Origin of the sequence: Breoghania sp. (assembly GCF_030066895.1) — a bacterium.
Taxonomy (GTDB): domain Bacteria; phylum Pseudomonadota; class Alphaproteobacteria; order Rhizobiales; family Stappiaceae; genus Breoghania.
In genome coordinates this window covers 22155-46593 of record NZ_JASJAV010000004.1, presented here as the reverse complement: position 1 = coordinate 46593, position 24439 = coordinate 22155, and the positions used below count along the sequence as shown (strand labels likewise).

Genomic DNA, 24439 nt, shown 5'->3' with positions numbered 1-24439 from the left:
TCTAAAGCTCCAGCATCGTCTTGGTGAGAATGTTGCGTTGGATCTCGTTCGATCCGCCTAAGATCGCGGTCTTGCGGTTGTTGAAATAGACGGCAACATTGTGCTCACTGTCCTTCGGCCCCATCACCAGATGGCCCGTCGGTGATATGACCGGGGAACGGTGCCGCGACCGGCCCGAGTGCGCGGCGCGCGAGATCGCGCAGCTCCTAATTGATGATCGTTCCCTTGATCTTGAGGATCGAGGTTTCGGGCCCGGGCTGACCCTGCTTCTGCGCGGTGTAGAGCATGCGAAAATTGGTGATCTTCATCGCCTCCAGATCCGTCTCCACCCGCGCGATCCGCACCGCAAAAAGCGGATCCTCGATCAACGGACACCCGCGACGGCGCACGCTGCGCGTCAACGCCTTAACCTCTTCCAGGGCCTGCATCGAAATCCCGACGCCGGCAATGTTGGTGCGTTCGTGGGTCAGCAGATACTTGGCGACGGTCCAGCCCTTGTTCTCCTCCCCGACAAGGTTTGCGACCGGAACCCGCACATCGGAAAAGAACACTTCGTTGACCTCGTGACCACCATCGATCAACCGGATCGGGCGGACCTCGATGCCCGGCAGATCGATATTCATCAGCAGGAAGCTGATGCCTTCCTGAGGCTTGCCGTCCTGCTTCGTGCGTACCAGACAGAAGATCTTGTTGGCGTGCTGGCCGAGCGTCGTCCAGGTCTTCTGACCGTTGATGACGTAGTGATCCCCATCGCGCTCGGCCCGTGTTTTCAGGCTGGCAAGATCGAACCCCGCCCCCGGTTCGGAATACCCCTGCGCCCACCAGTCCTCGCCGGACAGGATCCTCGGCAGGATTTCGTTCTTCTGCTGATCGGAGCCGAATTTCAGCAGGACCGGCCCCAGCATGTGTGGACCGAAGGCAACGATGCGCGGCGCGTAGTGGCGGTTGCATTCCACATCAAAAATATAGCGCTCGACCGGAGTCCAGCCGGAACCGCCGTATTCTTTCGGTCATGTGGTTCCAAACCAGCCCCTGCGGCCCAGAATTTCGTGCCATTCCTGGTAAATCTCGTGCGAAAGCTCGCAACCCGAGCGCACGGCGGAAGAGATGTGCTCGGGCAATTCCCGGGCGAGAAAATCGCGCACCTCGGTGCGGAAGGCTTCCTCTTCGGACGAATAAGAAAGATCCATCTGGAACCCCTTGTTATTCTGTAAGAAACGACGTTCCGCCCATTACGGCTAAAGAACCTCGAACAGCCCGGCCACGCCCATGCCGCCGCCCACGCCCATGCCGCCGCCCACGCACATGATCAAGACCACGTGCTTCACGCCCTGCCGTTTGCCCTCGATCAGCGCATGGCCGACCATCCGCGCGCCCGACATGCCATAGGGGTGCCCGATGGAAATCGCCCAGCCGCTCACATTGAGCCGCTCATCCGGAATGCCGAGCGTCTTGGCGCTGTAGAGCACCTGACAGGCAAAGGCCTCGTTCAGCTCCCAAAGCCCGATATCGTCGATTGTCAGACCGTTGGTCTTCAGCAGTTTCGGAACCGCGTAGACGGGGCCGATGCCCATCTCGTCCGGATCGAGCCCGGCCACAGCCATGCCGACATAGCGCCCGAGCGGCTGTAATCCACGCCATTCCGCTTCCGCCGCCTCCATGACCACGCAGGCAGATGCGCCGTCCGACAGCTGCGAGGCATTGCCGGCGGTAATGAACTTGCCCTCGCCGACAGTAAGACCGTCCTTGAAGACCAACTTCAACCCCGAGAGATCGGCGAGCGTCGTCTGCGGGCGATTGCCCTCGTTCTTTGTGAGCGTGACCTCGTGATAGGAGAGCTCCTTGGTCTCCTTGTCGGTGACAGCCTTGGTCGTGATCAGCGGAACGATCTCGGCATCGAAGCGACCTACCTCCTGTGCTGCCGCCGTGCGCTGCTGCGAGCGCAGCACATATTCGTCCTGCTCCTCACGGCTGACGCCATAGCGCTCCGCGACGATCTCGGCGGTTTCCAGCATGGACATGTAGAGGTCCGGTCGATGCTCGGTGATCCAGGGATCGGCGCGATGATCGGTCCGGTAATTCTGGTTCTGGACGAGAGAGATAGACTCCACGCCGTCGCCGACCGCGATCTGCATGCCGTCATGCACCACCTGTTTCGCCGCCGTCGCGATCGCCATCAGCCCGCTTGCGCATTGCCGGTCGAGAGACATGCCGGAGACGGTCGTGGGCAGGCCTGCTCGAATGGCGGCCTGCCGCCCGATATTGCCGCCGGTCGAGCCCTGCTGGATCGCGCAGCCGATCACGCAATCCTCGATCTCAGCCCCGTCCACCCCGGCGCGCTGAACTGCATGGCTGACGGCATGACCGATCAGCGCCTGTGCCTGGGTAATGTTGAACACACCACGATAAGCCTTGCCGATCGGCGTTCGCGCCGTCGATACGATTACTGCATCGCACAATTTCGTCTTTCCTCCTTGAAAGAAACTGCTCGGACGTTTTGTGTTCTTCAGTTGTCCGCGTTTGCGTTGTAGGTCCGGTTCAACCGGCGCATTCCTCCAATCCAGCGATCCATGTCATCCGCCCGGCGGCGCATGTAATCGCATACCTCGGCGTGCGGCAGCACGAGGAAACGCCCCTCCTCGACAGCGTCGATCCCGGCAGCGGCAACAACCTCCGGTTCCATCAATCCGTTGACGTTGGCGACGCCATCTTCCTTGCCCGCGATCATGTCCGTGCGCACCGCCTGCGGGCAGAGCACGCTGACGCCGATCCCGTCGTCGCCGTGGGTGAGCGCCAGTCATTCGGCAGCCGCCACCGCCCCGTGTTTCGTCACCGCATAGGGCGCCGAGCCCACCTGGCTCAGGAGCCCGGCGGCCGATGCCGTGATCAGCACATGGCCGCCGCCGCGCGCCGCCATGCGCGGAAAGAGATGTCGAGCGGTCCAGATATGGGCCATCACGTTGATCTTCCAGATCCTCTCCCAGTCCGCATCCGGCACGTCGACCCCGCCGGGGACGAAGATCCCGGCATTCCCGCAGAAGAGCCCGATCGGACCGACTGCATACCCCGTCTCGCCGATCAGAGCGGCGATGTCCTCTTCGCGGCTGACATCGACGGCGCGCACCGTGCCGCCGATCTCGTTTGCCGTGCGTTGCGCGCCGACCTCATCGATATCGGCGACAACGACATGACGCGCCTTCGCCGCTGCATGGGCGAGAGCGCGGCCGATACCGCCTGCCCCTCCCGTCACGACGACGATGCTTCCCTCCACCTTCATGCGCTCAACTCCACATCGCCGTGCCACCGCAAATGGTGAGGGCTTGTCCGGTCATGTAGCGGCTCGCATCGGAGGCCAGAAAGGTCACGACCCCGGCGAAATCCTCCGGCTCGCCCAGATGGCGCAACGGTATCTGGCTTTTCGCGCGTTCCTCCGCTTCCGGCGTATCCCACAGGACCCGGGCGAAATCGGTTCGCACGACCCCGGGACAGATCGCATTGGCCCGAATGCCCGATGGGCCCGTATTACAGTGCGAGATTGCGCACCAGTCCCAGAAGCGTCAGCTTCGAAGTACCGTACGCTCCGAGCGCCCGGTTTGAACGCACCGATCGACGACGTGAAGACCAGCGCCCCGCGTCCTTTCTCGATCATGTCCGGCACGACGAGACGCGTGAACCAGAGGTTCGCCTGAACGTTCGTCGTCATGATCTTCTCGAACGCATCGTCCGGGATTTCCGAGATCGGACCGTAATGCGGATTGACCCCCGCATTGCCGATCGCGATGTCGATAGGCCCGGCCAGCTCGCGAGCTTGAGCGATCAGAGCTTCGAGATCCCCCTTTCGCCCGGCATTGGCCGCGACCGCATGAACGCGATCGGCCCCGATTTCGGAATTGATTTCCGCCGCCGCATCGAGTCGATCCTGCTTGCACGAGGAGATGACGACCGTCGCACCACGTGCCGCGAGCGCGTGCACCATCACCTTGCCCATGCCCTTGGACGCGCCGGTCAGAACAGCGACGCGCCCGGTCAGATCGAACAGGTCCCGCATGGATCAGGGCCCCTCGAAAACATGGCTCTGACCGCGGTGCGCGGCAGCCTTTCGACGTGCGTTGGAGGCTTCGAACGCCTTCCTCTCCGCCCGCGCGACGACGGCGTGATGCACCTCATCAGGTCCATCAGCCAAGCGGATCGTGCGCTGCTTCATGTACATCGGGCAGATCGGTCCATTGGCTCAGGCCAGTCGCGCCGTGCACCTGCATCGCATCGTCGATGATCTTGCAGGCCTTTTCCGGCACCATCGCCTTGATCATCGAGACCCAGACACGCGCCTCCTTCTTGCGGCCGAAGTCTTCGCGGTCCAGCCCACGGGCGATCAGCATGTCGAGCGCCTTTTCGGCCGCCCCGATGGACCGCATGCAATGGTGGATCCGCCCTGGCCCCAACCGGAGCTGGCTGATTTCGAAGCCGCGGCCTTCCCCCCAGAGGATGTTTTCCTCCGGCACGCGGACATTGTTGAACCGGATATGCATATGCCCGTGCGGCACGTGATCCTGACCGAAGACATGCATCGACCCGACGATCTCGACCCCCGGCGTATTGGTCGGAACAAGGATCTGGCTCTGCTGGCGGAAGGCCTCGGCATCCGAGGACGTGCGAACCATGACGATCATGATCTTGCAGCGCGGATCGCCCGCTCCGGAGATGTAATACTTCTCGCCGTTGACGACCCATTCGCCGTTTTCAAGAACGGCCGAGGTCTGGATGTTGCGCGCATCCGAAGACGCGACGTCCGGCTCCGTCATGGCAAAGGCAGACCGTATTTCGCCTTCGAGCAGAGGCTTCAACCAGCGTTCTTTCTGAGCGGGCGTCCCGACGCGCTCCAGAACCTCCATGTTGCCCGTATCGGGAGCCGAGCAGTTCAGGGTTTCCGGCGCGATGGGGTTCTTGCCGAGTTCAAACGCGATATAGGCGTAATCGAGGTTCGACAGCCCCTCGCCCGTCCCCGCATTCGGCAGGAAGAAGTTCCACAGGCCCTCGCTTTTCGCGCGCGCCTTCAGATCCGCCAGAATTTCCAATTGCCCCGGCGCATAGGAAAAGCGCTCCTATCTCCCCCTGCCCAACCGCTCGAATTCCTCGTAGGCCGGATCGCAATGGTCGCGAACATGGGTGATCACCTTTTCCAGAAGTGGATGGGACGCTTCCGACATGGCGAGATCGTTCAGTTCCGGGGGCATTTCTGCCGGATTCATGTGGTCGCTCCTCCCTGAGCTTCGCTCCCTACCGGTTTTTCCATTCCGGTGCGCGTTTCTCCACGAAGGCGTTGACGCCCGCGCTGAAATCCTCTGTTTCGCGAAGATCCATCAACACCTGCCGACTGTAGAGAAGGTTGGTGCGCAGATTCTCCATGTCGTCCATATGACGCAAGACCCGCAACGCAGCGCGGATCGATGAGGGCGAGACAGATGCGATTTCACGGGCCTCGTCGAGCGCACGCTCCAACACGGTCCCGGGATCTGTGACCTCGTTGACGAAACCGAGGCGCTGGCCTTCCTTCGCCGAGACGCGCCGCCCGGTCAGGAGCATCTCGACCGCAGGCTTGCGACCGATCTGGCGGGTCAGCAGCTGAACGCCCCCGGTAGCGGCAAAGAAGCCGACCTTGGGCTCGGGCAGCGCGAAGGTCGCCTTCGCATCGGCCAGAATGATGTCACAGGCAAGCGCGGTTTCGAACCCGCCCCCCCATCGCCACGCCGTTGACCGCCGCGATGACCGGCTTTTCCAGATCGAACCGAGAGATCATACCCGCAAAACCCGTCGTGGGCGGCTTCATCTTGCCGCCCTGCGCGGTGTATTTCAGGTCGTTGCCTGCGGAAAACACCCGCTCCCCCGCCCCGGTAAGAACCGCCACCCATAGATCGGAATCTGCGGCAAAGTCATCCCAGATCCGCGACATCTCATGGTGCATGGGCGCGTGAACCACGTTCATCACATCCGGCCGCTTCATGGTGACGAGAAGCACGCGATCCTGCTGTTCCACCTTGCAGAATTCGGTCTCCGTCATGCCGCCCGCCCTCGTGCACGCGCCGTCTTCAGGCCACCGAAATCAAGGTCCAGGAACGATCCGCCCGTTTCCACCAGTCGGCGCAGACGATCTGCCGGTTCAAGCCCGGGATCCGCCATCGCAAGAGCTTCGATTTTGTCGAGGACTTCAGCCGCACCGATCCTGTCCGCCCAGTAGATCGGCCCGCCCGTATCCGCAGGCCAGCCGTAGCCGTTGAGCCAGATGACATCGATATCGGAAGGTCGCTGCGCCTTGTTTTCCTCAAGGATCTTCACAACCTCGTTGATCATCGGATAGAGACACGCGATCACGATCTTCTCCGGCAGCATGGAACGCGACTCCGCGCCCGTGATCTCGCGAATGATCCCGGCCGTTACATCCGAGGGCACGCCCTGACGTCCCTCGTAATCGTACCAGCCGGCCCCGGTCTTCTGGCCTCGCCGTCCCATTTCGCACAGTGCGTCGCGAACCGGATAGTCGGTCTTTGCCCCCGGCGCCCAACCAATATCGAGCCCGGCGAAATCCGCCATCTGGAACGGCCCCATCCGGAAACCGAAATCGTTGATCACCTTGTCGATATCCCAGGGCAGAACGCCGGAAAACATCAACCGGTCGGCCTGCTGGCGACGCGCACGCAACATGCGGTTGCCGACAAATCCCCAGCAAACACCGACCAACACGGCCACCTTGCCGATGGTGCGCGCCAGATCCATGCTCGTTGCCACCACGTCATCGGCAGTGTGCTCGGCGCGCACAATCTCCAGCAGCTTAATGACATTGGCGGGCGAGAAGAAATGCAGCCCGATCACGTCCTGAGGACGGGAGGTGACGGCCGCGATTTCATCGATATCGAGCGCCGAAGTGTTTGTCGCCAGGATCGCGCCGGGCTTTGCCGTTTTGTCCAGATCCGTGAAGATCTTCTTCTTGAGATCGATATCCTCGAAAATCGCCTCGATGATCAGATCGCAATCGGCGAAGGCGGCCATGTCGAGAACGCCCTCGATCCGCCCCATCCGGGCTTCCAACTCATCTTGAGTGAACCGGCCCTTGTCCGCGCTTCGCTGGTAGTTTCCGTGAATGACCCCGAGCTCGCGATCCAGCGCTTCGCGCGTCGTGTCGAGGATCTTCACCGGGATCCCGACGGTGGCGAAATTAATCGCGATGCCACCGCCCATGGTACCCGCACCGATGATCCCCACGGTCTCGACCGGGCGACGCGGTGAATTCGCGTCGATACCGAGAACCTCCCAGGCGCGTCTACCTAATAGTCCTGATGTTTGTCAAGTTCAGTCCGTTTTGCTGCGTTGAAACGGGCCGTGAGAGAGGGAACCGATGACCGACTATCAGGAAATCCGCGTGGAAAACGCGGACCGGATCGCCACGATCACGCTCAATCGTCCGGACAGGTTGAACGCTTGGACGCCACGCATGGCCGACGAGGTTCGACACGCCGTCGGCATCGCGGGACAGGATCCAGATATCCGCTGTATCGCGATAACCGGCACCGGGCGGGGTTTCTGTGCAGGCGCGGAGGTGAAGAACCTCGAAATCACCGTCGAACGCGGCAAGAGCCGTGGCGAAGAGACCCTCCACCCTGACGACATCGCTTTCGAGGACGCACCCGGACCGGATCTCGCAGGGATCTATCCCGACCACTTCGGCTATCTCTACGATTGCCCCAAGCCGGTCATAGCGACCATCAACGGGCCTTGCGTGTGGATCGACCTCGTCTTCACGCTCTACTGCGATTTCCGCTATGCGGCCGAGGATGCCGTCTTCACCACGGCCTTTGCCGCCCGTGGCCTGATCGCGGAACACGGCAGCGCCTGGGTGCTCCCCCGTCTCATCGGGGAACAGGCCGCTCTCGACCTTCTGCTGAGCGCCCGCAAATTCCGAGGAACGGAAGCCGCCGCCCTCGAGCTGGTCAATGCGGCCCTGCCCGGTACCAGCTTGATGGAAACCGTCCGTGAGACCGCCGCGCATCTCGCGGTGATATCCTCGCCGCGTTCTATGGCCGTCATGAAACGCCAGATCCAGGCCACGCGCTCGCAAGACTTCGCTAAGGCACTCGCAGTCGCGGACACCGAAATGCATGCGAGCTTCGCGACCCCCGATTTTCGCGAGGGCGTCGAGAGCCTCGTCGAGCAGCGCACGCCCGCCTTCCCCGACCTTTGATCGCAGCCCAAGCTTCAGGAACGCCAAGCCCCGTGCCTTCCACGCTCCTTTCCCCACGCACCATTCACCATTTTGACGATCAAGCGGTCCGTTACTGGCTCGCCCGCGAACCCGGCGAGGACCCCGGTGCGCTTCATGTGCTTCAGTTCGAAGGCGGCATGTCGAACCCGACCTTTCTGATCGAGACGGCAAGCGGGGCGCGGTACGTCCTGCGCAAGAAACCGCCGGGAGAGCTTCTCCCCAAGGCCCATGCCGTCAATCGCGAATACCGGATCATGGCCGCACTTGCGGACACACCAGTCCGAGTCCCGAAGATGATCGCCTATGGCGACGACCCGGCCGTCATCGGCGTGTAATTCTTCGTGATGGAACACGTCGAAGGCCGAGTCGTATCCGATCCGGGGATGGGCCCTATTGCCCGCGACCAGTGTCGCCCGCTAGCCTTCGCGCTTGTCGATACGCTCGCCGCGCTTCACCGGGTCGACTGGCGCAGGCAGAGCCTTGGCGATTACGGCCGACCGGAAGGATTCATGGCGCGCCAGGTGCGCCGCTGGTCAGGGAAATACTCGGCCGCAAAAAGCACCCTTCCGACAGAGCTCGACCATTCGGACATGGACTAGCTTCGCGACTGGCTTGAAGAACACGGGGCCGTGCCAGACGAGGCAAGCATCGTCCACGGCGATTATCGGCTGGGCAACGTGATCCTGCACCCGCAAGAACCGCTCCCGGTCGCGGTGCTCGACTGGGAGTTGTCCACCATCGGGCATCTCCTGTCCGATCTCGCCTACCTGATGCTGCCCTACCACCTGCCCCGCCAATTGCCCGAATTGCCGGATCTGGTCGCATGCGGGCTACCCACCGAGAACGAATTGCTCGACCACTACCGGATTGCGAGCGGACGAGAGCATCTCGACGACTGGCCGCTTTTCCTGGCCTTCTCGTGTTTTCGCTATGCCGCCATCGTGCATGGGGTCGCAGCTCGAGCCGTTCTGGGGAATATCTCCAGCAACCGCGCCGATCCGGTACGCGACGCCCGGCGCGCGATGGCCGTTGCAGCCCTTGGACGCGAGATCGCGACAAACAGCGAGATAGATTGACAGTCGACCGGCTTGCTTTGATCCTGTCACTTGTCAGGCAACTTGAAAGATTACGCCTCGCAAAGAGGCTGCGGGTATTGCGACCCGCGATGCAGATTTCGGCCACAGAAGCGGGAACCGCGCGACGAGCGAGATGACGTCAATCGACCCTAGGGAGGAAGTCGATATTTACCACCCGCATTCTTGCGTTAAGCCTTGCCGCATTCGGCCTCCATGCCGCGCCCGTTGCGGCGCAGGACGCATACAAATGGCCGCGCCTTCTGGTGATCGGAACACCGGGCAACCACCACCGGCAGCTTCGCATCCACAAATGACTGGGCACCCGTCATGCAGGCGGAAACGGGCGTGACGGTGCGCATCGTGCCGGAAGGCAACTAAATGGCGCGCTATCAGCGCCTCACGACTAAGAAAACGATCCACATCGCCTCCACCTCGGAAATCCGCAGCCAGATTGAAGGGATCGGCGCCTATTCGGCAAGTCCCGGCCCGGCCGATGCGGATCCTCTGGCATCACAACGATACGCCGTGGGGATATGTGGCCTCAGGCAACCCCGATCTGACCAGTCTCAAGGACCTCGCCAAGGGTGGATACCGTGTGGCGACGAGCCTGTTTTCTCCCACCCTTGTCACATCGGTTCAAATGGGCCTGCCCGCGCTGACCGGCCTAACACCGCAGGAAGCGATGGAGAAGTTCACCTTCGTTCCGGCCTCGAGCTATGCCGAGAATTGTCGATTCGTTACCGACGGCAAAGCTGACGTGGCCCTGTGTTCACCGGTCAGCTCGCTCCTGTCGGAAATGGAAGCAGCCCCCGGCGGCATCAAATGGCTGCCCATGTCGATCGACGACAAGGAGGGATGGAACGGATATCTGAAGGCGCGTCCCATGCTGATCCTCACCAAGATTGCCATGGGCGTTCAAAGCGCACACGGGATCGACGGATCCACCTCGAATTTCATCTATGTCGTGCCAGCCGCAGCCGATGCTGATTTCGCCTATCACATGGCGAAATGGCTCGCTGAATCCTACGACGACTACAAGGCGACGCACCCCCTAGCGACACGCATGTCCGGCGAGATTTTCCGCGCCTATCTCGATCGCACCCCGCTTCCCGTCCATGAGGGCACGGTTCGCTATCTGCGCGAGGCCGGGCTTTGGAGCGAGGAGGACGACGCGCGCAACGAGGCGGCGATCGCCCAGATGGATGCATGGGTGAAGGTGCGCAACGCCGCGCTTGAGGATGCACGCGAGCAGGGCATCCGCCCCTCTCCCGACGACGAAACCTTCGCCGAAATCCTGAAGACGCACACCGAAGGGCTAGAAGGTTTCCGGTCACGCTTGTGATCCGAGTGCCTCCGTCCATGGGACGTCAACGCGAAATCAGGAACATCGGTCATGGCTCAGTTTGAGACTGCCGCAGCCGCCGGAGCAGGCAAGATCTGCTCCAGGGGCTAGGACGCGCACCTGCCCCCGTCCGAGATCACGCGGCTCGGGGCGACCTACTCGCTGCGGAGCATCCTCTTCACCCTCACCTGCACGACGGGCCTCGCGCTGGGCGTGATCTATATCTTCGGCATCCAGATCGGCGGCACGGTCATGCTGGAGGGCCGCTATTACTGGTTGTTCATCGGCCTCTTTACCGTGGCCGCGTTCATTGCCATCCCCGCCCACAGAGGTGCGGCGAGGATCCCTGTCTACGATATCGCCGCCGCGCTGATCGCGCTTTCCGTCTCCGTCTGGATCTCGCTCAACACCTGGAATATCGCGCTCTACAGCTGGTCGAACCTGACGGCCCGGGTCACGATGTGGCTTCTCATGATGGAGGTCGCACGGCGCACCCGTGGCCTGCCCTTCTTTCTCGTGGTTCTGGTGTTCGGAACATTTCCGCTGGTCGCCGACCGGATGCCCGGCCTTCTGATGGGCATCCCCTACGACTTTCCCTCCATGATCGAGTCCCACGTCTTCCGACCGGAGGGCATGATGGGCATCACGACCAAGATCGTGGCGGAAATCGTCCTCAGCCTTCTCGTCTTCGCCGGAGTGCTCATCGCAGCAGGAGCCGGAGAATTCTTCATCGATCTAGCCAATGCCAGGTTCGGCCGCTATCGCGGGGGATCGGCAAAGGTGTCGGTCGCAACTTCGGCCTTCTTCGGCTCCCTGTCGGGCTCCGTCTTCTCCAATATCGCGGGCACCGGCACGATCACTATCCGCACCATAAAGCGGGTCGGCTATCCCGCCCACTATGCGGCGGCAATCGAGGCCTGCGCCTCCATGGGCGGTGTCGTCATGCCGCCTATCATGGGCGCCATCGCCTTCGTCGTGGCGGTGATGATCGACGTCTCCTATTCGACCGTGCTGCTCGCCGCCATCCTGCCCTCGCTTCTGTTCTATTTCGATCTTCTCCTCCAGGTCGACGCCTATGACGCGCACAACGGCCTGAAGGGTCAGGAAGGTCACGGTGAACCCGTCCGCGCCATCGTCAAGCGCGGATGGCCGTTTCTCTTCGTGCCAGGTTTCCTGACCTGGGGCCTCCTGATCATGCGCTGGGAATATTATGCGCCGTGGTATGCCTCCGTCCTGCTGCTGGCGCTGGCCACCTTCAACCGGGAAACGCGACCGACCCCGGACAGGCTGTTCCGCATGGCGCGTCAGATCGGCGTTCTCGTCACGCAGACGGCGGCCATCATCCTGCCCATCGCCTATGTCGTCAGCGGCCTGACGATCACCGGGGTGACAGGATCGCTGACATCCGGGCTCGTTGCGCTCGGCGGCAACAATCTCTTCCTCGTCATCGCTCTCGGCGTTCTGGCCTGTTTCATCATGGGCCTCGCCGGGCTCGCGATCATCGCCTACATCTTTCTGACGGTGACGCTCGCCCCCGCAATCGTCAAGTTGGGCGAACTGAACGAAGTCGCCGTTCATTTCTTCATCGTCTATTACGCGATGCTGTCGGCGATCACCCTGCCGGTCGGAGCTGCCGCGTTTCTGGCGGCGACCATCGCAGGCGCCCGTCCGATGCTGACCTCATGGACAGCCATGCGGCTCGGCGTGGTGATCTATTTCGTGTCGCTGTTCTTCCTGTTCCAACCATCGCTGGCCCTGCAGAGAGACCTCTGGCCCCTGATCCATATCCTGCCGTTGATCCTAATCGGCATCGTGCTGATATCGGCGGGGCTAGAACGCTATCTGATCGGCGTCGGCCGGATTCGCAACCTTTGGCGGCTTCCCATTGTCGCCGCAGACTTCGCCTCCAGCTTTCCCGGTCTCTGGACAACATTGATCGGCGACGCGGTCTCCGCACTTCTGGTTGCCCTGATATGGCTGGACAAGCGCAAGGCCACCGCGGCGGCCTGAGCGTCACCGGGAGAAAGCCTCAGTCCTCGGACGCACCAACCGCCTGACGGATCATCGCGGCGGCCGCATCGGCGGCCGTCTTGATCATTTCCTCGCGGGGCAGATCCTGCTGCAACCAGCTTCTCATCGGGGCAAAGGTCGCGAGATAGACGAGAAGGTTCGACAAGGTCTCAAGCCGCGTGTCGCCCTCTTCCCGCCCGAACCGCTTGCGCAGCTCTTCCGAGGCATCCTCGATCAGCTTGCTCTCGCGCTCCCGCATGGCCTTGCGGTCGTCTTTCTGCATGTGCGGGACCGAGCGGTAGACAAGTAGCGCGCCCTTGCCCTTCTTTTCCCACGTCTCACGGAAATACTCGGCCAGAACATCTCCCAACCGCCGGTCGGTCTGCGCCAAAAGCGAGGACAGCGTCTGCACGTCGTCGCGAAACCAGAGCTGGTTCAACAGACGGCGCAGAATGTCGTTCTTGTTCGCGATGTAATCGTAGATGCTCGCCTGGTTCACGCCAGAGCGGGCGCAGATATCGCGGATCGTGGTCGAGGCGAAGCCCTTCTCGAGGAACAACTCCAGCGCCGCATCGCAGATCTGCTCGCGCCGCGTCTGTTTCAGCTCTTCGTTCTGAACGACCCGAATATCGGCCTGGCTCAGCGCCATGCTTTCCTCACCGACCTCGCCGTCGGACTTGTCGATGCCTGCCACGTCCATGCTCCAAAAGCTTCCGATCGTTCGGGGTTGAATAGACTGTCGCCGTAAGACTGGCAATGTGGCTATCGCGGTCGCGAAAGGCTTGGGCGGCGTCCGGTTCGAACAGCCTGCCGGTTCTCTCCAAGGCAAGCATTCTGCTCCACCGTACAATCTGCAATATTACCGTCCGGTGAGGGAAAGAATACCGGCTTGCCAAAATGACGGGGAAGAGACGATTTGGACAAGCTATCGGTGATGAACGCTTTCTGTCGCATCGTGGAACGCGGCAGTTTCGCGCGGGCGGCGGAGGATCTCGGCGTATCTCCGGCATTCCTCAGCCGGGACATCAAGCTTCTGGAGGAAAGCCTCGGCTGCAGCCTTCTGACCCGTACCACGCGCACCATGTCGCTGACCGATTACGGCCGCCAGTATTACGATCAGGTGCAGGCGATCCTCGATGCGGTCGGACAGGTGGAGGATCGTATCCGCCGACAATCGGGCGAGGTGCGCGGTCACCTCAAGATCAACGCCCCGAGTTCCTTCGGCCAGATCGTGCTCACCCCGCTCCTGCCCGCCTTCCTCGCCCGTCATCCAGATCTCGAGGTCACGCTCTCCTTCGACGATCGCATCGTCGACATGGTCGAGGGAGGCTTTGGCCTCTCCATCCGTGTCCGGCCGGACCTTCCCGATTCAGCACTCGTCACCCGGCGCCTCGCCCCCGTTCACCAGTGCCTGTTCGCAAGCCCGGATTATCTCGCACGCGCAGGCACGCCGAAGACACCAAACGCCTTGAACAAGCATGAGATCGCCGTCTTCACGCTAGCCGACGATACCACGTACTGGGCCCTTTCCGGACCCGATGGCGGTCATGTCCTCACGCCGACACCGCACCTGCGGGTCGGGTCCAGTCCGGTTCTGCGGGATCTTCTGATCGCGGGCTTCGGCATCGGGCCCCTTCCCGATTTCATTTCCGATGCGCCGGAAGCTGGCGGACAACTCGTCCGGGTTCTGCCCGATTACGAGCTGCCGATGCGACATGTCTATGCGATCGCCCCGATGCGCCTGGGGCTCGATACGAAAACGACCGCCTTCCTCGACCACCTGCGCGCCGCCCTCATGGGGAATGGCTAGCGCGGTGCCTATTTTCAACCCACGTAAAGCCCATTCTTCAACTCACGTAAAGAATGAGTTGTCCCGCAACGGATTAATCCCGCGCGGCAACAAGCATCCTCCCGGCATCACCAACGACGCCCCGTGAGGATAAAGATGACTCGCGTTCTCGTTTTCTACCATTCCAGCTAAGGCCATGTCCGCGCGCTTGCCGCCTCCGTCGCAGACGGCGCGCGGTCCATGCCCGGCGCCCATGTCGACATCCGCCGCATTCCCGAAACCGTGCCCGCCGAGGTGCGCAAATCGGCCGGTTTCACCGAAGAAGACACACCGCAGGCCACCCCCGCCGACATGGCGGATTACGACGCAATCATTTTCGGCACGCCGACCCGGTTCGGCATGATGGCGAGCCAGATGAAACAGTTCCTCGACATGGCCGGCGGACTCTGGGCGAAGAACGCGCTCGTCGGCAAAGTGGGGGCGGTCTTTGCCTCCACCGGATCGCAGCACGGCGGCCATGAGGCGACGATGCTATCCTCGCATATCCCGCTTCTGCATTTCGGCATGGTGGTGACGGGCATGCCTTACACTTTCACCGGTCAAACACAGCGCGAAGGCGTTATCGGCGGGGCTCCGTACGGTGCGGACACGATCGCCGGGGCCGACGGATCTCTGAGCCCGACGGAAACCGACCACGCCGGGGCACACTTCCTGGGCGCCCACGTCGCCCGTCTGGCCTCCGCGCTATCGGCAGCCCGACCCATCGCGGAGATTGCCTGGTGATCGTCGCATTCTCCCCCGGCCCTGACCATCGACTTCTTTCACGATGTCGTCTGCTGCTGGTGTTTCAACATCTCGTCCCGAATGCGGCGGATTGCCGACGAATTCGATCTCGACATCCGCCACAGAACCTTCGTTCTGCAGGCAAGCCCGGCGGAAATGCGGGAGCGTTGGGGCGCGCCCGAAGAAACGCGCAAGACGATCCTCGACCATTGGCTCGGCTGCCGCGCTTTAAGCGACAGGCCGGAGATGATCGATATCGACGCGATGCGCGAGGCGTCCTTCGACTATCCGCACGGCCACACCGCAGCGCTTGCCTGCAAGGCGGCCGAAAGGTTGGGGGGACAGGATGCGCACTGGACCATGTTTGACCGGATCCAGCGCGCACACCTGTCGCTCGCCCTCAATGTCGCCGATCCCGGCATTCTGCTTCGCATCGGCGGTGAAATCGGGCTCGGTCCCTCCGCTCTTGCCGCCGCAATGGGCGATCCGGAAACCGAACGGGCCGTTGAAGCCGACCGGCACCGCGCCCGCGCCTTTCAGATCTGCACCATCCCCCCCGCTCATCGTCCATGAGACCGGCACCCGACTGGTGAACGGCCCGATCGATGATCTTCGCGCGCAGATTCGCGCCGCCATTCACCTCGCCGCTGTGGCCTGAGCCTCGGCACAGCGCGCGCCCACGCCCATTTCAGGAACCCGATAACATGACCCGCGCGAGAAACACTCTCCTGACCGTGCTCGCCCCCGCAATCTGGGGCAGCACCTATCTGGTCACCACCGAAGCCCTTCCAGTCGGTTATCCGATCACCCTCGCCGTGCTGCGAGTGCTCCCCGCCGGACTGCTCCTGCTACTGGTGACGCGCAATCTGCCACCCGTTGAATGGCTCGGCCGCACCTTCATTCTCGGTGCGCTCAATTTCGCACTGTTCTGGTCGCTTCTGTTTATCTCCGCCTACCGGCTGCCCGGTGGCGTTACCGCAACACTCAGCGCGACGCAGGCCCTGATCGTCCTGGGCCTGTCGCGTGCCCTTCTGGGTTCTGCGATCCACCTCACCTCAATGATCGCGGCGATTGCGGGTGTTAGCGGCGTGGCGATGCTCGTTCTCGGCCCCGATGCCGCGCTTGACCCGATCGACATTGCCGCCGGGCTCGGCGGTGCAGCCTCCATGGCGGCAGGAACGGTGCTGTCGCGTAAATGGCAACCGCCGGTCTCCGCCCTCACCTTCACCGCCTGGCAACTGACGGCGGGCGGGATCCTGCTCGTGCCCGTGGCCCTCATTCTGGAACCGGCCTCGCCGTCCCTCAGCATGGCGAATGTCGCCGGTCTCACCTGGCTCGGGCTGATCGGGGCCGCGGCAACCTACTGGCTGTGGTTTCGCGGCGTTGCCCGCATCGAGCCGCCCGCCATTTCCATGCTCGGCATGATGAGCCCGCTGACCGCGGTCGCGCTCGGCTGGCTCTGGCTGAACCAGACGCTGACGCCCGTCCAGATCGTGGGTTCAATCGTGGTGCTGGGATCGGTCTGGCTCGGACAGGCCGCTGCCCGCAGCAAGGGCCAAACCCCGCCACGTTGCCACGGACAAAGGGAGCTGAAGCCGATGACGGCATAGGACGCCCCCTCAAGGAGCACTCCATCCCCCTCCGCCTGATCCCTGATCAAAACACGAAAGCCCTGGGCGAAGATAACGCCCAAGGCCAACCGGAAGGCGTCGTCAAGCGTGCATCAACAGGACTTTCTGCTGCTTCTCCTGAAGCTTCGCGTTGAAGCGATCCCACGCGACCACGGCGAGTGAAATCTGACCTCTGCCGATTTCATCGAGATCCTCCCACGCCACCACATCCCAGGTGATCTTCCGTCCTTCGATGACCGAAATCGTCGCCTGAACCTTGACGACACAGCCGGGAGGCGTCGCGGCCGAATGGGTCGATTGCACAAAGACGCCGAGATTGCCTTCGCCGCCCTCGATGGCCGGTTCAAGCGCCTGGATGCAGCACCATTCCATCAAGCCGATCATGTAGCACGTGGCGAAGATTTCCGGTATTTCCTGAAATTCCGGAGATTCCGGAGATTCCGGATAGAGAAAAGGCATCGTCTTCTCGCGCAGCACATCGAACTTGAGTTCGTGTTGCATACCGACTCCCAGAACATCACACATATCAGGTAACCCCGCGTTCCATTTCGACCTGGCGTTCTGCGCGCACGCTGGGCACGTATCTCCCCATGGCGATTTCCGACAGACGTTTCCGGTGAACATCGGATGTGCCTGCCGGCGGGAAGACCATCAGGAGATCGCGCAAGAAGCGCTCAACGCGCATCTCCCGTGATGTGCCGCGCGCCGCGTAGAGATCCATCGCGGCCTTGGCGGACGTGAACGCATTTTCCACCCCGGTGAGTTTCGCCAGGATGATCTCCTCGTCGGCCTGGTTCTGATGATCGAGAAGGTACATCGCCCAGTAGGCCGATTGCTGCGCGAGCTTCAGGCGGGAATAGATGTCGCCGATCTTCAGCCGCGCGGATTCCAGCTCCGTGAGAGGCTTACCGTACATGCTGCGCTGGCTTGCATATTTCAGCGTGGCATCGAAAATGGCCTGATGGACGCCCAGAGCCACCGCCGTAAGGTTCGGCTTACCGTAATTGGTGATCGACTGGTGAACGATCTCCAGCCCCATCCCGATTTCCCCGATCAGATTGGAGGCCGAGATACGGCACTCCTCGAAAATCACCTCGCTGATATTGAACCCCCGCAACCCCGTATTGTCGTTCGCCTTCCCCGGGCGCACGCCGTCCCGATCGGCTTCGATGAGAAATGCGCTGAGGCCGGAGGAGCCTTCGCCGGTCCGAGCGATAACGCCATGCACATTCGCGATATGGGAGTTGTCGATCCAGCACTTGGTACCGTTGAGCACATACTCGTCCCCCTCCTGCCGGGCCGTCGTCTGCATTCCGAGCACATGGGAGCCGGAGCCGGGCTCCGTGACACAGATGGAGATGGCGCGGCTTCCGTCCACAAAATGCGGCAGCCACCTCTGCTTCTGCATCTGCGAACCGTAGAATTGAACCATCGCGGTCCCGAGGATCGCGGATTGCAGCGCCCCGCCGATCGCACCGCAGGCGCGCGATGCTTCCTCGATGGCGAGGAAGCGGGAAAGGTGGCCCAGATCCCGGCCTCCATATTCGCGCGGGATCGAAATGCCGTACTAGCCCGCCTCGGCCATGTAGCGGTAGATCTCGTCGAGGATCGTTTCCGTGCTTTCGATCTCATCCAGGTGCGGCAGAACAATTTTCTGCATTGCGTCCCGGAGCTCTGCAACAAGGTCGTGATGATGCTGTTTGAAAAGAGCTTTCATGTTCAATTCTCCAGTTAATATGACCGTTGCTTCAACTCCCCAATTTCGTTGTTTTCTTTGATGCTGTGACCGACATGACCAGTCCCAGGCCAATCAGCACGAGCAGAGCCCCGAGAAGATCCGTCCCCTCGATCACGCTGCCGATGAGAAGCCAGGACAGAACGATGCCGAATACCGGGTTCAGCAGATGAAAACTGGCAGCGATCCCGGCTTCAATCCGCCGCAACAAAGCGAGCCAGATAAGAAAATCGATGACCGACACCCCGATGACCAGATGCAGGAAGGTGCCGGCGAAAACCGGGTACCCGAGACTTGTTTCCAGGCCTCCGAGTTGGTCGGCGAAGGGGACCAGCATGATGCCAGCTGAAAGATTCTGACCCCCGTTCAAGGCGATCGCGTCGTGATGCATCGAGGTGCGCTGATACCACAGCATTCCGACGGAAAACGAAACCATCGCCAGCGCAACCAGAACCATCCCCCAGATGTCTTCCCCGCCATGGAGGCGAAGCGACAGAACGACGTACACGCTGAGGAACCCGACTGCCATTCCGGCGAAATGCCGTATCGAGCTCGCACCGCCGAGCATTATCGAAATTCCCGATGTCACGAACGGAGCCAATGAAACGATCAGGATCGTTGCCTCCGGAGAAATCGTCCGCAATCCGAGAAACGAGAGGCCGAGATAGAGCACATTGTTCAGGAGCCCCAGCACAATGCCGCTCGCGACAAGCCCTCTCGAACGAAGGACTACCGGTCCCTTCCAGATCCCGACTCAGGCAATTATCAGGACGCCGGCAACCAGAAAACGCGCGCAAAGCAGGCTCATCGGGTCGGTGTAGAGAAGCGCGATCTTGCCCACGACGAAGGCCGATGCCCACAACAGGCTGAATACGGTTCCCGTGAGGATGATCCCGATACGCGTCATCTTGCCTCCCGCGTTCGCACGTGCAGCAAGATTGTCGAATACGCCAATATGAGTAAAATGAATTATTGCGGGATTTAAATGAGGATTTTTTATTATGAATGAGATCGACCGTCGACTTTCTATCGAGCATTGCCGCGTATTCACCGCCATATGCGATGCGAAGAGTTTCAGCCTTGCCGCTGAACGCCTTTTACGCACGCAAAGTGCCGTCATCCACCAGATCCGCACGCTTGAAGAGATACTTGGGGAGATGCTTTTTCTGCATTCGCGGGGCCGTTTTCACGGCCTGACCCGCGCCGGGGAGGAATTCGAACCCTATGCCCGCCGCATTCTCGCCCCGCTCGATGATTTGTGCAGTGCCCGCGCTGACCGCACATGCTCCGACACCGTGCGTCTCGGCGTGATGGACGACTTCGATCTGGAGGGGCTGATCGAAACGATCGTGAGATCCGAGGCAATCCACCCGGATGCCCATGTCTCCACGATCCCGGATCTGTCGGCCAACCTCAAAAAGCGGCTGCGAGAGGGCGAACTGGACCTGGCGCTGATCAAATCCCTTCACGATGCCGACCGCGCACCGGATTCGTCCGCTCTGATGGTCGAAAAACTGCACTGGGTCGCCTCGCAGAACTTCGACTGGAGAAAGATTCCGGCAGACCTGCCGGTTGTCGTGTTCCACGAAGGATGCGTCTATCGGCACCTGTTGCTCCGGCATTTCCAGGAATTGGGGCTGAGCTGCCGCATTGCATATGTCGGCCACAGCTATGCCAACGTGCGCGCCGCGATCAGCGCCAGTCTTGGAATTTCGATCCTGCCGAAAGGCCAGATCGCGCCCGATCACGTCATCTGCGATGAAAGCAGGCTTAGCTTCCTGCAAGGGAGGCTGGGTTTCAGCGCCCTGAAACTGGAGGGCGACAACAAGGCCGAAACGGAGGTCACGAGCGTGTTCCGCCAGATGTTGCAAAAGACAATCCGCCGACAGACAGCTCCACTATTTGCAGCAGAGTGATCCGCATCGACGGTTCCTTCCAGATCCGGCTTCCGCTAGAACTTACCTTTACCTTGCGGAAGTTTCATGAAAACCTTCACGCTCGGAATCGCCCGCCTTGCCGGATTGCTTTACCTCGTCATCATCGGCTGCGATATCGGGGCAAAACTCGGCTTGCGCGGCCCCCTGATCGATCTCGCGGATGCGCAGGCGACCCGAGCCGCAATTCTCGATGCCCCGATCCGGTTTCGTGCAGCCCTTACCGCCGACATGGTGATGGTCGCAGCCGATATCGGTCTTGCGGTTCTGCTCTACACGCTGTTTCGCCCGGTCGGATCCGGGCTCGCGCTGGCGGCCATGGTATTTCGTCTCATGCAGACCGCCCTTATTGGCGCCAGCCTTCTCTTCATGCAGGCCGTCTGGCTCATAGTTTCACAAAGCGCGAATGTCGCCTCGCCTGTCATCGGAGATCCGGCCGCATTCGCGACCTTTCTCCTAGACATGCACGCCCACGGCTACGACCTTGGCCTCGCATTCTTTTCCGTCAATTGTATGCTGACCGGCATCCTGATCCGGCGTTCCGGCTTTTTCCCCAAACTGCTGGGGACCACGATCGCATTGGCCGGAGGCGTCTATCTGATCGGCAGTGCCTTGCGCTTCTTCACGCCGCAAGCGCTCAATACCTTCGGCGCATTTTACGTTGTGTCGCTGATAGCAGAGACCGCCTTCTGCCTTTGGCTGCTGTTTGCCCGCAATTCCGCCCGACTCGCGAACCAGGTTGAACGCACTCCCTCCTGACTATTGCGCTGCAAAGGCCCAAACAACGAAGCGATCCGCGATCGCTCTAGTCTCGGTCTATTGTGGCGACAACACTCATCGGAAGCCAAGCGCGCAAAGGTCACAACCCGCAACGATGGTATCGGCAGCATACTTATCAGATTTATATGTATAATGTCAAGTGCGAGAACCTCTGCGCCTTCCCGCCGCTTGTCGTTTCCCGCCTTAAAACGCCGACACCTGAAGAAAGAAAAGCCATGTTCGAGTACAGCTTTGTTCACTGGGCAGCGTTCCTTTCGGCCGCCATCCTTCTGAACCTCGCTCCGGGACCGGACATGGTGTTCATCGTCGGCCACACGGTCCGAAGCGGCAAACGCGCCGGGTTCGTCGCAATGGGAGGCATCTGGACGGGCGCCTTCGGGCATGTCCTGTTCGCCGCTGCGGGTTTTTCCGCAATCGTTGCGACCTCCGCGCTCGCCTTTTCGATCGTGAAGTGGGGCGGGGCCGCCTATCTGCTTTGGCTCGGCATCACCGCGCTGAGATCCTCCGGCAGCACGTTGAACGCCGATCGCACCGCCCTTCAGGCACCGTCGCTCGAGGTTTTCAGGCAAGGCTTCTGGGTGGCCCTGCTCAATCCGAAGGTCGCGGTGTTCTTTCTGGCGTTCCTGCCGCAGTTCGTCGTCCCCGGAGCCGGCCCGTCATGGGCACAGCTCTTCCTGCACGGTCTGCTGATCATCGTCGTCGCCGGACTGATCGAGCCTCCTCTCATTCTCGCCGGCGGTTACCTGACCGACCGGCTGAGAAAGAACCCCGGGATCGGCCGTTGGCTCGACCAGATCCTGAGAAGCGTGCTGATCGCGCTCGGACTGCGTCTGGCGCTTGAAAGGCAATGAACCCGAGCGCTGCTCAGAACGCCTTTCAGATTCCCACCCGGGAAATCCTGCCGACGAAGTCGCAGGCCCGATCGCTTTGCGGATGATCGAAGATCTGTTCCGACGCGCCGATCTCCTGAACGCGTCCATCGGCCATAAAGGCGACGCGGTGGGAGACATCACGCACAAAGCTCATTTCGTGCGACACGATCAGCATTGCGATGTTGTCATTCGCGAGCAGGCAGATGGTATCGAGCACCTCGCTGACCCGTTCGGGATCGAGTGCGGAGGTCACTTCGTCGAGCAGAAGGATCTCCGGTTCCAGACAAAGCGCGCGCGCAATCGCAACGCGTTGCTGCTGCCCGCCTGACAACTGATCGGGATAGACGTGTAGCTTGTCGCCGAGCCCGACGCGGTCGAGCAGTTCCTTCGCCTTTTCCTCCACCGCCTTGCGATCGCGTTTCTTGATCGTTGTCGGCGCCACAGTGACATTGCGCAGAACCGTCATGTTGCCGAAGAGATTGTACTGCTGGAAGACAATCGCCAATCGGTCGCGGGCAACCTTCAGCGACTTCCGATTGCCGTAATCGACCGACGCCCCCGCAAAAGCGTGACATGCCCCCGATCGGGCTTCATCAGGCCGGCGATCACCTTGAGAAGCGTGTTCTTACCGGAACCGAAGGGGCCGATCAGGCTGACGACCTCGCCCTTTTCCACCGACAGGTCGATACCGTCGAGGACGCGAAGCGAGCTGTAGCACGCCCCAAGATCATGAATATCGAGAAAGGACAAAGCGGTTCTCCAGATAGCCCCCGAGACGGGAAAGCGGATAGGAAACGATGAAATAGAGCACCAGCACCACGGCATAGACCAGAAGCGCCGAATGGCCCTTCGTCGTCATGATCTTGCCGGCCTGGGTCAGTTCCAGAACGCCGACCTGCGAGGCTAGCGCGGTGTCCTTGATGAACAGCACGAAGTAGCCAAAGATCGGCGGAATGACGATCGGCAACGCCTGCGGAATCGAGACAAGGCGAAGGGTCTGAAGCGGCGTGAAGTTCATCACCGCCGCAGCTTCGAGTTGGGCGGGTTTGAGAGATTCCAGTCCCCCGCGGATAATCTCCGAAACGAAGGCGGTGGAGATGACCGAGGTGGAAATCAGCGCGATCGTCAACGGCGCCAGATCGAAACCCAGCACCTGAGCACCAAAGAAGAAGAGCATCAACGTGATCAGAAAGAGCACCCGCCGCACGATCTCCACGTAGAGATCGGAGAGGATGCGCGCCGGGATCAGGGTCGGGTGGCGACTCTGTCGCGCAAGCGCGAGGACAAAGCCGACGATCATGCCGATGATGCAGCCCACGGCGGACAGCAGAAGCGTCGTCAACGCGGCCTCCACCTACAACAAGATGTTTTAGAAGGTGAAGAGCTTGGGAAGATCCGAGAGAAAATGACCGCTCATAGGATACGAACCCTTGCACGGAAGGCGTAACGACCGACGAGGGCAAGAAGCGAAGTCGCAGCCAGGGTGACGAACACATAGATACCGTCGGTGAGCAGGAAGATCTCGATCGAACGGAATGTCGTGGAGTTGATGTTGAAGGCCCGGCCGGTCAGTTCCTCCACCCCGAAGATGGCCGCCATGGACGTGCGGAGTGTCATCAGGATGTACTGGTTCGTCATGGCCGGCATCACGACCTTGAAGATGTGAGGCAGGATCACGTAGCGCAGCGTTTGCAGATGGCTCATGCCCAGCGTTTCGGCCGCGTCGAGTTCCTACTGATGGACGGAGGCGAGCCCTGCCCTGAGGATCTCGATCAGATAGGCGCCTGCATTCAGCGTCATGCCGAACAGCACCGCCGGGAACGGATCAAGCAGAATGCCGATCTCGGGTAGGCCGAAGAAGATGAAATAGATCTGCACGAGCTGCGGCGTGTTGGTGAAGAACACCACGTACCAGCGCGCAAGCCGCGACAGCCAGCCGCCGCCGCGCAGTCGCATGATGGCGCCGAGCATGCCGATGACCATGCCGCCGGTAAGCGCCATGAACGCTCAGTTCAAGGCTGATCAACGCACCCCACAGAAGGTAGGGTATCTGCGGCGTGACCTAGCCGAAATGCAAGGTGTAGTGCATTAGAGCTGCTTCTCTCTGGACGATGGACCGAACGAACGGCCCCGGTCCCGGCTCCCGGCAGACGGCTTCTTGCGTCCGTTCTTACTCGGGGCGGGGTATGCGGCCGGCACAAACCGGCCAGCCGTCCCACTTTGTGAAAAGGCG

At 61.3% G+C, this 24439-nt stretch carries 26 protein-coding genes and 7 pseudogenes; 11 read left to right on the top strand and 22 right to left on the bottom strand.

Annotated features, from left to right (window positions below; genetic code table 11):
* Position 1 precedes the first annotated feature (1 nt).
* From QNJ43_RS07425 to QNJ43_RS07380, 11 genes and pseudogenes are all read right to left on the bottom strand, one after another.
* A complete protein-coding gene (locus QNJ43_RS07425; protein ID WP_300468699.1) occupies positions 2-127 on the bottom strand; it encodes a hypothetical protein in 126 nt (41 codons plus the stop codon).
* 79 nt (positions 128-206) lie between these two features.
* On the bottom strand, positions 207-905 hold the full coding sequence (locus QNJ43_RS07420) for an acyl-CoA dehydrogenase family protein (protein WP_300469038.1): 699 nt from the start codon (positions 903-905) through the stop codon (positions 207-209).
* Positions 888-1190: pseudogene (locus tag QNJ43_RS07415) on the bottom strand (acyl-CoA dehydrogenase family protein); the annotation flags it as partial. The gene QNJ43_RS07420 and the pseudogene QNJ43_RS07415, both read right to left, overlap by 18 nt.
* 48 nt (positions 1191-1238) lie before the next feature.
* Positions 1239-2459 (bottom strand): acetyl-CoA C-acyltransferase, encoded by a 1221-nt coding sequence (locus QNJ43_RS07410; RefSeq protein WP_300468697.1) that lies wholly within the window; start codon positions 2457-2459, stop codon positions 1239-1241.
* A gap of 47 nt (positions 2460-2506) precedes the next feature.
* Positions 2507-3277: pseudogene (locus QNJ43_RS07405) on the bottom strand (SDR family NAD(P)-dependent oxidoreductase).
* 4 nt (positions 3278-3281) lie between these two features.
* A complete protein-coding gene (locus QNJ43_RS07400) occupies positions 3282-3476 on the bottom strand; it encodes an SDR family oxidoreductase (protein WP_300468695.1) in 195 nt (64 codons plus the stop codon).
* A gap of 104 nt (positions 3477-3580) precedes the next feature.
* A pseudogene (locus QNJ43_RS07395) lies at positions 3581-4048 on the bottom strand (SDR family NAD(P)-dependent oxidoreductase); the annotation flags it as partial.
* Between the two features lie 3 nt (positions 4049-4051).
* Positions 4052-5249, bottom strand: a pseudogene (locus QNJ43_RS07390) (acyl-CoA dehydrogenase family protein).
* 28 nt (positions 5250-5277) lie between these two features.
* Positions 5278-5697, bottom strand: a complete 420-nt coding sequence (locus tag QNJ43_RS26880) for an enoyl-CoA hydratase-related protein (RefSeq protein WP_346432906.1) — start codon at positions 5695-5697, stop codon at positions 5278-5280.
* Positions 5698-5704: 7 nt separating this feature from the next.
* A complete protein-coding gene (locus QNJ43_RS26875; protein ID WP_346432897.1) occupies positions 5705-6058 on the bottom strand; it encodes an enoyl-CoA hydratase-related protein in 354 nt (117 codons plus the stop codon).
* Entirely contained in the window at positions 6055-7257 is a 1203-nt protein-coding gene (locus tag QNJ43_RS07380) for a 3-hydroxyacyl-CoA dehydrogenase (protein ID WP_300468693.1), read from the bottom strand. The genes QNJ43_RS26875 and QNJ43_RS07380 overlap by 4 nt, the downstream gene beginning before the upstream one ends.
* Before the next feature lie 133 nt (positions 7258-7390).
* Here QNJ43_RS07380 and QNJ43_RS07375 point away from each other — a divergent pair, with 133 nt between their 5' ends.
* Positions 7391-8233 (top strand): enoyl-CoA hydratase-related protein, encoded by an 843-nt coding sequence (locus tag QNJ43_RS07375; RefSeq protein WP_300468691.1) that lies wholly within the window; start codon positions 7391-7393, stop codon positions 8231-8233.
* Positions 8234-8265: 32 nt separating this feature from the next.
* Positions 8266-9330 (top strand): annotated as a pseudogene (locus QNJ43_RS07370) (phosphotransferase family protein).
* A 188-nt stretch (positions 9331-9518) separates the two neighbouring features.
* On the opposite strand, the gene QNJ43_RS07365 reads toward QNJ43_RS07370, so the two are convergent.
* Positions 9519-9689, bottom strand: coding sequence for a hypothetical protein (locus QNJ43_RS07365; protein WP_300468690.1), 171 nt, complete (start codon positions 9687-9689; stop codon positions 9519-9521).
* A gap of 134 nt (positions 9690-9823) precedes the next feature.
* Here QNJ43_RS07365 and QNJ43_RS07360 point away from each other — a divergent pair, with 134 nt between their 5' ends.
* Positions 9824-10672, top strand: a complete 849-nt coding sequence (locus QNJ43_RS07360) for a TAXI family TRAP transporter solute-binding subunit (RefSeq protein WP_300468688.1) — start codon at positions 9824-9826, stop codon at positions 10670-10672.
* 213 nt (positions 10673-10885) lie between these two features.
* Complete coding sequence (locus QNJ43_RS07355) at positions 10886-12682, top strand: TRAP transporter fused permease subunit (RefSeq protein WP_300468685.1); 1797 nt, start codon at positions 10886-10888, stop codon at positions 12680-12682.
* Between the two features lie 19 nt (positions 12683-12701).
* Here the strand turns inward: QNJ43_RS07355 and QNJ43_RS07350 are convergent, their stop codons facing one another.
* The gene (locus tag QNJ43_RS07350) at positions 12702-13376 is read right to left on the bottom strand and encodes a TetR/AcrR family transcriptional regulator (protein WP_300468683.1); all 675 of its coding nucleotides are present in this window, start codon (positions 13374-13376) and stop codon (positions 12702-12704) included.
* A 240-nt stretch (positions 13377-13616) separates the two neighbouring features.
* On the opposite strand from QNJ43_RS07350, the gene QNJ43_RS07345 reads away from it, so the two are divergent.
* The 4 genes and pseudogenes from QNJ43_RS07345 (at position 13617) to QNJ43_RS07330 (ending at position 16864) form a co-directional block, all read left to right on the top strand.
* On the top strand, positions 13617-14492 hold the full coding sequence (locus QNJ43_RS07345) for a LysR family transcriptional regulator (RefSeq protein ID WP_300468680.1): 876 nt from the start codon (positions 13617-13619) through the stop codon (positions 14490-14492).
* A gap of 183 nt (positions 14493-14675) precedes the next feature.
* Positions 14676-15254: pseudogene (wrbA, locus tag QNJ43_RS07340) on the top strand (NAD(P)H:quinone oxidoreductase); the annotation flags it as partial.
* A gap of 21 nt (positions 15255-15275) precedes the next feature.
* Positions 15276-15827 (top strand): DsbA family protein, encoded by a 552-nt coding sequence (locus QNJ43_RS07335; protein WP_346432905.1) that lies wholly within the window; start codon positions 15276-15278, stop codon positions 15825-15827.
* 131 nt (positions 15828-15958) lie between these two features.
* Positions 15959-16864 carry an EamA family transporter gene (locus QNJ43_RS07330; protein WP_300468678.1) on the top strand — a complete coding sequence of 302 codons (906 nt, stop codon included), beginning with the start codon at positions 15959-15961 and terminating at the stop codon, positions 16862-16864.
* Positions 16865-16966: 102 nt separating this feature from the next.
* On the opposite strand, the gene QNJ43_RS07325 is transcribed toward QNJ43_RS07330, so the two are convergent.
* The 5 genes from QNJ43_RS07325 to QNJ43_RS07305 are packed head-to-tail and all read right to left on the bottom strand — an operon-like array spanning position 16967 to position 19527.
* Positions 16967-17386: a thioesterase family protein gene (locus QNJ43_RS07325; protein WP_300468676.1), complete on the bottom strand. Its 420-nt coding sequence runs from the start codon at positions 17384-17386 to the stop codon at positions 16967-16969.
* A gap of 25 nt (positions 17387-17411) precedes the next feature.
* Positions 17412-18440 (bottom strand): acyl-CoA dehydrogenase family protein, encoded by a 1029-nt coding sequence (locus QNJ43_RS07320; RefSeq protein ID WP_300469034.1) that lies wholly within the window; start codon positions 18438-18440, stop codon positions 17412-17414.
* Between the two features lie 12 nt (positions 18441-18452).
* The gene (locus tag QNJ43_RS07315) at positions 18453-18602 is read right to left on the bottom strand and encodes a hypothetical protein (RefSeq protein ID WP_300468674.1); all 150 of its coding nucleotides are present in this window, start codon (positions 18600-18602) and stop codon (positions 18453-18455) included.
* A 31-nt stretch (positions 18603-18633) separates the two neighbouring features.
* Positions 18634-19314 (bottom strand): DMT family transporter, encoded by a 681-nt coding sequence (locus tag QNJ43_RS07310; protein ID WP_300468672.1) that lies wholly within the window; start codon positions 19312-19314, stop codon positions 18634-18636.
* Between the two features lie 60 nt (positions 19315-19374).
* Positions 19375-19527 (bottom strand): hypothetical protein, encoded by a 153-nt coding sequence (locus tag QNJ43_RS07305; RefSeq protein WP_300468670.1) that lies wholly within the window; start codon positions 19525-19527, stop codon positions 19375-19377.
* Between the two features lie 94 nt (positions 19528-19621).
* Here QNJ43_RS07305 and QNJ43_RS07300 point away from each other — a divergent pair, with 94 nt between their 5' ends.
* From QNJ43_RS07300 to QNJ43_RS07290, 3 genes are all read left to right on the top strand, one after another.
* Positions 19622-20536, top strand: coding sequence for a LysR family transcriptional regulator (locus QNJ43_RS07300; RefSeq protein ID WP_300468668.1), 915 nt, complete (start codon positions 19622-19624; stop codon positions 20534-20536).
* 66 nt (positions 20537-20602) lie between these two features.
* Positions 20603-21313, top strand: coding sequence for a DUF4386 domain-containing protein (locus QNJ43_RS07295; RefSeq protein WP_300468666.1), 711 nt, complete (start codon positions 20603-20605; stop codon positions 21311-21313).
* Between the two features lie 236 nt (positions 21314-21549).
* Positions 21550-22185: a LysE family translocator gene (locus QNJ43_RS07290; RefSeq protein WP_300468664.1), complete on the top strand. Its 636-nt coding sequence runs from the start codon at positions 21550-21552 to the stop codon at positions 22183-22185.
* A gap of 25 nt (positions 22186-22210) precedes the next feature.
* On the opposite strand, the gene QNJ43_RS07285 is transcribed toward QNJ43_RS07290, so the two are convergent.
* From QNJ43_RS07285 to QNJ43_RS26870, 4 genes and pseudogenes are all read right to left on the bottom strand, one after another.
* Positions 22211-22711, bottom strand: a complete 501-nt coding sequence (locus tag QNJ43_RS07285) for an ATP-binding cassette domain-containing protein (RefSeq protein WP_300468662.1) — start codon at positions 22709-22711, stop codon at positions 22211-22213.
* A gap of 17 nt (positions 22712-22728) precedes the next feature.
* Positions 22729-22956, bottom strand: a complete 228-nt coding sequence (locus QNJ43_RS07280) for an ATP-binding cassette domain-containing protein (protein ID WP_300468660.1) — start codon at positions 22954-22956, stop codon at positions 22729-22731.
* On the bottom strand, positions 22934-23548 hold the full coding sequence (locus tag QNJ43_RS07275; protein ID WP_300468658.1) for an amino acid ABC transporter permease: 615 nt from the start codon (positions 23546-23548) through the stop codon (positions 22934-22936). The genes QNJ43_RS07280 and QNJ43_RS07275 overlap by 23 nt, the downstream gene beginning before the upstream one ends.
* A 71-nt stretch (positions 23549-23619) precedes the next feature.
* Positions 23620-24162, bottom strand: a pseudogene (locus tag QNJ43_RS26870) (amino acid ABC transporter permease).
* Between the last annotated feature and the right edge of the window lie 277 nt (positions 24163-24439).